We start from the raw sequence: 8,920 nt of genomic DNA on the forward strand, positions 1-8,920 counted from the left end.
CCTTTATCGCTAATTGATAGTCAGTATAAGTTCTGTAGTAGGTGACCCCTTGGCTCTCCAGTTTTCGAGATTGTAGGAAGCGTAATCCTCCACTTGGGGAATATGAATCGTCAATTCACCGGACTCGGTCCACTTCATTTTCTCAATTGGAAATTGATAAGCTTCGTAGCTTATCCCTGAATATGTGTATGAATCGATAGAGAAGGTCTTTTCAGAAATTGCTTCTAAATCAGCAATTTCCACATGGTGTGTCGTAACCCCCTGCTGGTTTTTGCGGCTGAATTTAATTGCGATCAGGCTGTCATGGGATACTTGCACCTGTTCCAGTTTGGCTAAATCGGCCAGCAGGATTGATCCTTCATCAGAGAAGTCCATCAATAAGTAGGAACAGCGAGTTTCGTGACAGGCGAATTCAATCAGGGCTTTATCAGCATGTTCATTCATCGTAATTGGAATAAAAGTCATTGTCGCAAGCTTTTCTTCAGGGTCAGATGAAGCACTTAAAAAATTATGCAAAATCGGATGTTCTTTTAAATCGATCGTATATGTTTCTGCTCCTAACTGGACGCGAAACTTTTTGGGAGCTTCATCGTCTTCTCCTTTTTGTGCTTCTACCGCAGGGCTTACTTTTTCTTTTACTGCTTCCTTATCTTCCCCCGTGGCTTGCCCTTGATCGGGGGAGCAGCTTGCAACTATCAACACCATACCCAACACCATGCAAAATAACACGTGTTTCATTTTTTTAGCTCCTCTATTATTCTTCTCTATTAAAAATTACCACTACCAATTGGGAATTACAACAATATCCAAAAAGAAAAACCAGCTTCTATATATAATAGGAAAGAAGCTGGTTTCAAAAGGGTTAATCCTTCTCATAGTGGTTTTTTTGCTCATTCTTCAGATGGATTTTATGCGCCAGGCTGATGGAAGGTCTGATTAGCATTTGCAGACTTCCCAGCACAAATAAAGTAGTACCCCAATGCTTGATGGGAGCATCAAAATAAAAGAAGATACTGCCGACAAAAAAGAACACTCCCATCAGGAAATGATTAATAATATATAATAGCTCGTACGGTTTATCAAAAAACAGTTCATGCTGCCCGATATTCAGTTTGGTATAGTTTTCTTTAGAATTTTTCATATCCGTTCCCCCCTAAATAGTTGCTCTCTTAACCTGCTTACCCTGGTTAACATCAAAAAAAACGCCCTGGATACAGATACAGGGCGTTCCTTCTTTATATATTCTTGTTTTTGGGACTGTGCACTTCACTTTGCGCGCCGCGGTCCAGATATTCTTCAGTCAGCATTTCTTTATCCTGAATCGACATATCAGCATCTGTGACGGCTCGGTTGCCTCTTTTTTCTATATAGATGGCAATAGCGATGAGTAGGGCAAGGGGTACTAAAAACATTAACCAAATCATGTTCAACCCTCCTTGCTTTAGTATGTTAATCATGTTCCCGGAATATGCAGGCGGTAATCTATTGTGACAATAAAAGGGTAAAACGAGGTGTGTTTTGAGATGATTCGTTACTTGGCTGTAAACCTGCTTGATGCTAAATGACTAGGAAATTAAAAGCTATTTTAAACGTGTGTATGAATTGTTCATAAGACACTTATTCAATAAGGCCGGATTATGGAAGACTCAGTTTCAAGATAGCAAGGGTTCTTTACCATAAATGAGTTAGGGGGGTTGGGAAACTACTCGCTTTCCTGCGGGGGACCTGGCAAGCTTCCTCGGGCTATCGCCCTGTGGGATCTCGCCTCGATCCTTCTCCCGCGGGAGTCTCGCAGTTTCCCATCACCCCATCTGAAGGATGGGAGTAACGAACCCGCGATAGATGAAGACGTCTTACATAACTCATATGTAACCATGGTGCATGTTATAAGCAGTGTTTTATTAGTAAAAAAGCTCTTATGGATGAAAAGTTGGGTGCGCATACCAATGTTTCCGTTTTCCTTATCAACGTAAGGAGGGACGGGAAATTGCGAGACTCCTGTGGGATGAACATGATCGGTGAGATCCCGGAAGGCGAAGCCTGAGGAAGCTCACCACATGCCACGGAAAGCGAGTGATTTCCGGACCTCCAAACCGTTACTATCGTAACGGAAACAATTTCTCTCGAAACTGAGTATTCCATAACAGGGAGCCTTAACTGAATAATCATCATTTGGCTTTAACAAAGCCCAATTCACACCAACCTCCAATCAAGGGTTCTGGTATAATAAAACCAACAAGTAAAGGAGCGTGATGTTTTATGAGCAAATTCGTACAATCAATCCACCACAAAAACAAACAAAATGATCAGGGAGGGTACTTGATGCAGTAACCTCCCAGCTTAGGAGGAACTTTATTGGAACAAATCACATGGGAAACACTTGGGTACAAAAACTTCTTTCAAACACAAACAATAGAAGAAGGAACTCCTGTCGGTCGAATTACCAAAGCAGGAAATGGTTTTTATACCATTCAGACTCCAGAGCGAGCCTTTTCAGGCAAAATATCCGGTAAGTATCGTTTTGAAGCAGAGGTGCATGGAGATTTTCCCTGTGTTGGAGACTGGGTTCTTTTTCAACAGCAGGCAGGGGAGGACAAGGCGGTTATCCACCAGCGTCTCGAACGGAGGACGTTATTGACACGGCATGCTGCAGGAAATACCCATCAGGAGCAAGTGATGGCTGCTAATATCGATTATGTCTGGATTGTCAGTAGTATGGATCTGGACTTGAACCTGCGTAGGATAGAACGTTACTTGATGCAGGTGTATGAAAGCGGAGCGGTCCCCGTTATTATATTGACAAAAGCAGATTTAGCATCCGATCCTGACAGGCAGGCTGCTGAGGTGGCACAGATAGCTCCGGGAGTATCGGTATATCCTGTCGACACACTTCAGGGAATGGGATTCGATTCCCTGCTTGAAAAATTCACCCCAGGGATAACGATTGCATTGATCGGTTCCTCCGGTGTTGGTAAATCGACTTTGATTAATCGTCTAGTCGGGAAAACGGTACAGAAAACCCAGGAAGTCCGGGCAGAAGATCATAAAGGAAAGCATACAACTACCCATAGGGAAATGTTTTTAGTGCCAGGAGGGCCGCTCATCCTGGATACCCCGGGGATGCGCGAACTGCAGTTATGGGGAGAAGCTGATGGGGTGCAATCGACGTTTTCTGATATCGAAGACTATAGCAGCCAATGTAAATTTCGGAATTGCAGCCATGGGAGCGAGCCAGGGTGTGCAGTCAAACTAGCGATAAAGAATGGCAGATTAACGGAAGAGCGGCTGAAGAATTACTGGAAAATGCAGCGGGAGATTGAACGTCTGGACCTTAAAGCTAAGTATGGTGCTCACAAAACCAACAGAATTCTTCATAGTCCAAAAAGTAAAAAGTAAAATGTTTGAGGGATAACAGGTCTTCTGTTATCCTTTTTATATACGCGGTTGGGTACCTGTTTCGTGGGGAGCTGCATCAGGTATGATAGAAAAAAACGCGTTGTATCAAGCTTTTAAGACCATCTAAACAAGGTCGGAAAAAATTCAGGTATACCCCCTTGACTATTTTGGTGATATGATTTAGTATACATATCAGGGTATTAAACCCGCCGGGGTATTAGAGGTTTTCAACTTCTAGACGGTGAAAATATTAATAACATTCTCAAGGAGGAATTTATAATGAAAACAGCTATTATCGCAGCAAACGGTGGAGCGTTCGACGCTTACAAGGTATTGAATATCGCAAACGCATCTGCAACTTACGATGGGGAAACTGCTGTATTCTTCACATTTGAAGGGCTGAACCTGATCCACAAGGATGCTCATAAGCAGCTTCCAATGCCAGAAGGAACAGAACACTTCCAGGAGGGTTTCGAAAAAGCGAATGTACCATCCATTCCTGAATTGGTTGAAATGGCTCAAGAGATGGGCGTACGTTTCATCGCTTGCCAAATGACCATGGACGTTATGGGTCTTACGAAAGAAGACTTCGTTGACGGAATCGAAGTTGGCGGCGCAGCAACTTTCCTAAACTTTGCTAAAGACGCGGATGTTTCGCTAACATTCTAATTATACTAAGGTTTAAAGGAGTGGAGTAAATGGTAACCGTATATACAACCAGCACATGTCCTTATTGCACCATGGTCAAACAATTCCTTGATCAGATGAGTGTCAATTATGATGAAGTCAACCTGGAAAAAGATCCGGAATCTGCTAGAAAGTTAGTGGAGACGACTGGTGAAATGGGTGTCCCACAAACGAATATCGATGGTCAATGGATTATCGGGTTCGATCCGGAAACATTCTTGAAATATTTGCCGAAACAGTAAGAGCAATGGATGCATGGCAATTACCCGTTTCGGCGTGATGGAAGGAGATTTGTATGGCCGGTAAAATGTTTTCACATGAGAAAGCCGAAAAATTACTCGATCCAAAACGACAGGAAACTGTTCCTGTTGAGGAAGTCATCAGGCTCCTGGATTTGAATGGTGATGAAAAAGTCATCGAACTGGGAGCAGGAAACGGGTATTTGACCATACCTATAGCAAAAGAAACAAGTGATCGCGTAACCGCGGTCGATATCCAGCCGGAAATGTTGGAAATGCTGGCTGAACGTTCCGAAGCAGCTGGTATTTCTAATATTGATCGCATGCCAAGTGGAGTGGATCGTCTCAACTTCCCCGATGGTTCTTTCCAGCGTGCCCTTGCAGCATTTGTGCTGCATGAAGTTCCTAAGCTGGATCAGACTTTGCAGGAAGTCTACCGGATTCTTCCGGAGCATGGAATGTTCCTTGTACTGGATTGGGAAAAGGTAGAAGCAGATCAGGGTCCACCACTCCATGAGCGGATTCCATCCGAGGATTTGGCCCATGAAGTCGAGCAAGCCGGTTTTTCTGTAAAAGTCGGCAAGCTCAACAAGGATGTATACTTTATTGTTGCCACTAAGTAAATAAGGGGTGGAGGGAGCATACCGCTTCCTCCACCCGCTCCACTTATTTTTTTAAAAGTCAACCCATGAAAGTCCTGGCAGACTTTTAAAAAAATAAGTTTACAATATACCCTTAGGGGTTATGGTAATAATGAAGAGGGGTAATGAGAAATGGAAACATTAATAACAATCGTAGCAGTAGCAATCATCATTGGATTTTTAGCAAAAAGATTGATGCCGGCAAAAGGCGTCGATCAGATTACAACTTCCCAATTGAAAGATGAAATGAAACAGAAGAAGGATAAACAATTCATTGATGTCCGTACGCCTGGGGAATACAAATCCAATCATATTAAAGGATTCAACAACATTCCGCTTCAGCAATTAGGAAATCAGGCAGGCCAGTTTAATAAGGAAAAGCCAGTATATGTCATCTGTCAGAGTGGCGGACGTTCATCTGCAGCCTCTCGCATGTTGAAAAAGAAAGGCTTTGAAAAAGTGATCAATGTCCAAGGCGGCATGAACGCCTGGAGAGGTTAAAAGGAGGATATTCAAAGATGAAAAGTTTAACTGCAGAACAAGTAAAGCAAAAAATGGAACAAGGCGAAAAATTGAATATCGTTGACGTTCGTGAAGTCGGCGAAGTGAGCCAGGGTAAAATCCCTGGAGCGGTGAATATTCCGCTTCACTTGCTTGAGTTCCGTAAAGATGAATTAGATAAGAACACAGATTATATCATGGTTTGCCGTTCCGGCGGCCGGAGCGGTCAAGCGACACAATTCCTTGATCAATATGGATATGACGTTACCAACATGGAAGGCGGCATGATGTCCTGGACTGGGGACGTCGAATAAGCCCGTCACCTAAATGTTACTAAACTTTCACCTAAAATTAGGAGGTATTTTCAATGAAAGTAAATGAAGTACTAGATGCTAAGGGCTTAGCTTGCCCGATGCCAATCGTAAAGACGAAAAAAGCAATGACTGATCTCGAACCTGGCCATGTGCTTGAAATACAGGCAACGGACCGCGGTTCAATCGCTGACCTGGAAGCATGGTCTGAAAACATGGGTCACCAATACCTTGGTCATAAAGAAGATGGCGATGTCTTGTACCATTATGTACGCAAAAGTACAGACTCCGAAGATAAACCGGAGAAAAAACATGAGCAGGTCGTTTCCAATGAAGACCTGGAAAGCAAACTGAATGACGATATTACCGTACTGGATGTCCGTGAACCGGCGGAATATGAATTCGGCCACATTCCTGGTGCCGTATCTGTACCGCTTGGAGAACTCGACGAAAAAGCGGACGAAATCGAAAAAGATAAAGATGTGTATGTCATTTGCCGTACAGGAAGCAGAAGTGACATGGCAGCTCAGAAACTTGCAGAAAAAGGCTACAACGTATTTAACGTAACGCCAGGCATGAAAGACTGGAACGGAAACGTAGAAAAATAAATCATTAATTGGAGGGGTAACAATGCCAAAAGCAATGAATGCACAAGAAATTGCACGCAAAGTTATTGATAAAGAAGAGTTGTTCATTCTTGATGTTCGTAATCAAAAAGAATTCGCAGACTGGAAAATCGAAGGGGACAGCGTAGAAGTCATCAACGTACCTTATTTCGATTTATTGGATGGCGTGGAAAGCATCATGGATAAACTTCCAAACGAAAACGTATTGGTCGTTTGTGCGAAAGAAGGATCTTCCATGATGGTCGCCGACCTGCTTGAAGAAGCAGGCGTGACAGGAGTTTCTTACTTGAAAGGCGGTATGAAAGCCTGGAGTGAGTACCTGGAGCCGGTAAAAGTAGGCGACATTTCTGATGGCGGTGAACTATACCAGTTTGTACGTCTTGGTAAAGGCTGCCTATCTTATATGGTTATTTCCGATGGCGAGGCAATGGTCATCGACTCGAACCGTATGATCCAGCCTTATCTTGATTTTGCCAAAGAAAAGAATGCGGAAATCGTTCAGGTAGCAGACACTCACCTGCACGCGGATCACATTTCCGGCGGTCGTGCGCTCCGTGAAGAAACTGGTGCACAATACTGGCTGCCACCGAAAGACGCAACAGAAGTTCAATTTGATTACAACAACCTGGAAGACGGCAATGAAATCACTGTCGGTACGACAAAAGTAGCTGCCCAGGCTGTATACTCTCCAGGCCACACAATCGGATCTACTTCGTTCATCATCGACAACAAATACTTGTTGACTGGTGACATCCTATTTGTAGAATCCATCGGTCGTCCTGACCTTGCAGGCCTTGCAGAAGACTGGGTCGGCGACTTGCGCGAAACTCTTTACAGCCGTTACAAAGAACTTTCTGATGACTTGGAAGTGCTGCCAGCTCACTTCGCTAACATGAGTGAAGTACAGGATGACGGGAAAGTATCAGCACCTCTTGGTGAACTTTATAAAGTCAACACAGGTTTGAATGTGGAAGACGAAGGCGAATTCCGTAAGATGGTTACAGAAAACCTTCCGCCACAACCAAATGCGTATCAGGAAATACGCCAGGTAAACATGGGTAAACTGACACCAGAAGAAGAAGAAAAGCGTGAAATGGAAATCGGACCAAACCGCTGCGCGGTATCCTAATGATTTAACCCTCCGGACTCCGGAGGGAAACCCTCATTAATTTTACAAAAGGAGTGTTCTTAACATGGAAGCAAATAAAGTACTAGACGCAAAAGGTCTGGCATGCCCAATGCCAATCGTAAAGACGAAAAAAGCTATGGATGAATTGAACAGCGGAGACATTCTTGAAATCCACGCAACAGATAAAGGTGCAAAAGCAGATTTAGCTGCCTGGTCAGATTCCAGCGGACATGAACTCGTCGAGCAAAAAGAAGAAGACGATGTTCTTAAGTTCTGGATCAGGAAAGGTTAAGCAGAATAAGGGGGACAGACATTCCAGTAAATGGATGGCTGTCCCCTTCCAATTGGTAATGCTTAAATAGGTAAAGGAGGAAGAAAAAATGGATTTATGGTTTTATATCACGATTTTTATCATCGGTTTTGCAGGTTCATATGTATCAGGGATGGTAGGAATCGGCGGATCAATTATCAAATACCCAATGCTTTTATATATACCACCAATGTTAGGTTTCGCTGCATTCACTGCCCACGAAGTATCCGGAATTAGTGCCGTTCAGGTATTCTTTGCTACGATTGCCGGTGCCTGGGCTTACAGAAAAGGCGGCTACTTGAACAAAGACCTCATTATTTATATGGGTGTAAGTATTCTGATCGGTAGTTTCATCGGAAGCTATGGCTCCCGTTTCATGACTGAAGAAGGTATTCAAATCGTATATGGTATTTTAGCATTGACAGCAGCGGTCATGATGTTCATTCCCAGGAAGAACAACGATGACCTTCCGCCAGATCAGGTAACTTTCAGTAAAATGGTTGCAGCTGTTTCTGCATTCATCGTTGGTGTAGCGGCAGGAATCGTCGGTGCTGCAGGTGCTTTTCTGCTGGTTCCAATCATGTTAACAGTTCTTAAGATACCAACCCGTGTTACTATCGCAACTTCCCTGGCAATCACCTTCTTATCATCGATTGGTTCCACTGTCGGAAAAGTGATGACCGGCCAGGTTGTACTTGTTCCAGCTCTCATTATGATTGTTGCCAGTCTGATCGCTTCTCCACTTGGAGCCAAAGCAGGACAGAAAGTGAACACCAAGTTATTACAAGGTATTCTGGCGGCTTTAATTGTCGGCACAGCCATCAAAATCTGGTGGGACGTTTTACTGTAAAAAATGGTTTACAAATAAAAGGATTTCTATTAAGCTACAAATAGGTAAAAAAACTGCATAACAAGATTCGAGCACTAGGGGTGCGATTGAGCTGAGAGGAGTCACACGACTCTGACCCTTGGAACCCGAACTGGATAATACCAGCGTGGGGAAGTGCAGAGAAAAGGTGACACGAATCATTTTTATCGACCTATAACTAACCTTTGAACTGCATTCCCCTAGGGATGCAG

Annotated in this window: 13 protein-coding genes and 1 riboswitch; of the genes, 10 read left to right on the forward strand and 3 right to left on the reverse strand. The window is 43.5% G+C overall.

The features are described 5' to 3' along the window. Positions 1–9: 9 nt before the first annotated feature. The 3 genes from P855_RS0104980 to P855_RS0104990 all read right to left on the reverse strand — a co-directional run bounded on the left by P855_RS0104980 (position 10) and on the right by P855_RS0104990 (position 1,424). Positions 10–738: a hypothetical protein gene (locus P855_RS0104980; protein WP_028782531.1), complete on the reverse strand. Its 729-nt coding sequence runs from the start codon at positions 736–738 to the stop codon at positions 10–12. A gap of 124 nt (positions 739–862) precedes the next feature. Further along, positions 863–1,141 (reverse strand): YrhK family protein, encoded by a 279-nt coding sequence (locus P855_RS0104985; protein WP_028782532.1) that lies wholly within the window; start codon positions 1,139–1,141, stop codon positions 863–865. A 94-nt stretch (positions 1,142–1,235) separates the two neighbouring features. After that, entirely contained in the window at positions 1,236–1,424 is a 189-nt protein-coding gene (locus tag P855_RS0104990) for a hypothetical protein (protein WP_028782533.1), read from the reverse strand. A 931-nt stretch (positions 1,425–2,355) separates the two neighbouring features. Between P855_RS0104990 and rsgA the strand changes: the two genes are divergently transcribed. The 10 genes from rsgA to P855_RS0105040 all read left to right on the forward strand — a co-directional run bounded on the left by rsgA (position 2,356) and on the right by P855_RS0105040 (position 8,690). Continuing rightward, positions 2,356–3,396 (forward strand): ribosome small subunit-dependent GTPase A, encoded by a 1,041-nt coding sequence (gene rsgA, locus P855_RS20545; RefSeq protein WP_037985642.1) that lies wholly within the window; start codon positions 2,356–2,358, stop codon positions 3,394–3,396. Positions 3,397–3,675: 279 nt separating this feature from the next. Beyond that, positions 3,676–4,065 (forward strand): DsrE/DsrF/DrsH-like family protein, encoded by a 390-nt coding sequence (locus tag P855_RS0105000; protein WP_028782534.1) that lies wholly within the window; start codon positions 3,676–3,678, stop codon positions 4,063–4,065. Between the two features lie 29 nt (positions 4,066–4,094). Beyond that, a complete protein-coding gene (locus P855_RS0105005; protein WP_028782535.1) occupies positions 4,095–4,325 on the forward strand; it encodes a glutaredoxin family protein in 231 nt (76 codons plus the stop codon). A gap of 53 nt (positions 4,326–4,378) precedes the next feature. Further along, positions 4,379–4,945, forward strand: coding sequence for a class I SAM-dependent methyltransferase (locus tag P855_RS0105010; protein WP_028782536.1), 567 nt, complete (start codon positions 4,379–4,381; stop codon positions 4,943–4,945). Between the two features lie 150 nt (positions 4,946–5,095). Then, entirely contained in the window at positions 5,096–5,464 is a 369-nt protein-coding gene (locus P855_RS0105015; RefSeq protein WP_028782537.1) for a rhodanese-like domain-containing protein, read from the forward strand. A 17-nt stretch (positions 5,465–5,481) separates the two neighbouring features. Then, positions 5,482–5,778, forward strand: a complete 297-nt coding sequence (locus P855_RS0105020) for a rhodanese-like domain-containing protein (RefSeq protein WP_028782538.1) — start codon at positions 5,482–5,484, stop codon at positions 5,776–5,778. A 53-nt stretch (positions 5,779–5,831) separates the two neighbouring features. Continuing rightward, positions 5,832–6,383: a sulfurtransferase TusA family protein gene (locus P855_RS0105025; RefSeq protein ID WP_028782539.1), complete on the forward strand. Its 552-nt coding sequence runs from the start codon at positions 5,832–5,834 to the stop codon at positions 6,381–6,383. A 22-nt stretch (positions 6,384–6,405) separates the two neighbouring features. Beyond that, entirely contained in the window at positions 6,406–7,530 is a 1,125-nt protein-coding gene (locus P855_RS0105030; protein ID WP_028782540.1) for an MBL fold metallo-hydrolase, read from the forward strand. Positions 7,531–7,594: 64 nt separating this feature from the next. Further along, positions 7,595–7,822: a sulfurtransferase TusA family protein gene (locus P855_RS0105035; protein WP_028782541.1), complete on the forward strand. Its 228-nt coding sequence runs from the start codon at positions 7,595–7,597 to the stop codon at positions 7,820–7,822. 88 nt (positions 7,823–7,910) lie between these two features. Continuing rightward, positions 7,911–8,690: a sulfite exporter TauE/SafE family protein gene (locus tag P855_RS0105040; protein ID WP_028782542.1), complete on the forward strand. Its 780-nt coding sequence runs from the start codon at positions 7,911–7,913 to the stop codon at positions 8,688–8,690. A 66-nt stretch (positions 8,691–8,756) separates the two neighbouring features. Beyond that, positions 8,757–8,859, forward strand: a riboswitch (TPP riboswitch). Positions 8,860–8,920: the final 61 nt, after the last annotated feature.

Source organism: Thalassobacillus devorans MSP14, assembly GCF_000496835.1.
In the GTDB taxonomy this organism is placed as follows: domain Bacteria; phylum Bacillota; class Bacilli; order Bacillales; family Halobacillaceae; genus Thalassobacillus; species Thalassobacillus devorans_B.

Bases quoted from the DNA above. Each gene is read 5' to 3' on its own strand.
- P855_RS0105005 (WP_028782535.1), top strand. From the start codon at position 4,095: ATGGTAACCGTATATACAACCAGCACATGTCCTTATTGCACCATGGTC.
- P855_RS0105010 (WP_028782536.1), top strand. From the start codon at position 4,379: ATGGCCGGTAAAATGTTTTCACATGAGAAAGCCGAAAAATTACTCGAT.
- P855_RS0105040 (WP_028782542.1), top strand. From the start codon at position 7,911: ATGGATTTATGGTTTTATATCACGATTTTTATCATCGGTTTTGCAGGT.
- P855_RS0105020 (WP_028782538.1), top strand. From the start codon at position 5,482: ATGAAAAGTTTAACTGCAGAACAAGTAAAGCAAAAAATGGAACAAGGC.
- P855_RS0105035 (WP_028782541.1), top strand. From the start codon at position 7,595: ATGGAAGCAAATAAAGTACTAGACGCAAAAGGTCTGGCATGCCCAATG.
- P855_RS0104990 (WP_028782533.1), bottom strand. From the start codon at position 1,424: ATGATTTGGTTAATGTTTTTAGTACCCCTTGCCCTACTCATCGCTATT.
- P855_RS0104980 (WP_028782531.1), bottom strand. From the start codon at position 738: ATGAAACACGTGTTATTTTGCATGGTGTTGGGTATGGTGTTGATAGTT.
- P855_RS0105030 (WP_028782540.1), top strand. From the start codon at position 6,406: ATGCCAAAAGCAATGAATGCACAAGAAATTGCACGCAAAGTTATTGAT.
- P855_RS0105000 (WP_028782534.1), top strand. From the start codon at position 3,676: ATGAAAACAGCTATTATCGCAGCAAACGGTGGAGCGTTCGACGCTTAC.
- P855_RS0105025 (WP_028782539.1), top strand. From the start codon at position 5,832: ATGAAAGTAAATGAAGTACTAGATGCTAAGGGCTTAGCTTGCCCGATG.
- P855_RS0104985 (WP_028782532.1), bottom strand. From the start codon at position 1,141: ATGAAAAATTCTAAAGAAAACTATACCAAACTGAATATCGGGCAGCAT.
- P855_RS0105015 (WP_028782537.1), top strand. From the start codon at position 5,096: ATGGAAACATTAATAACAATCGTAGCAGTAGCAATCATCATTGGATTT.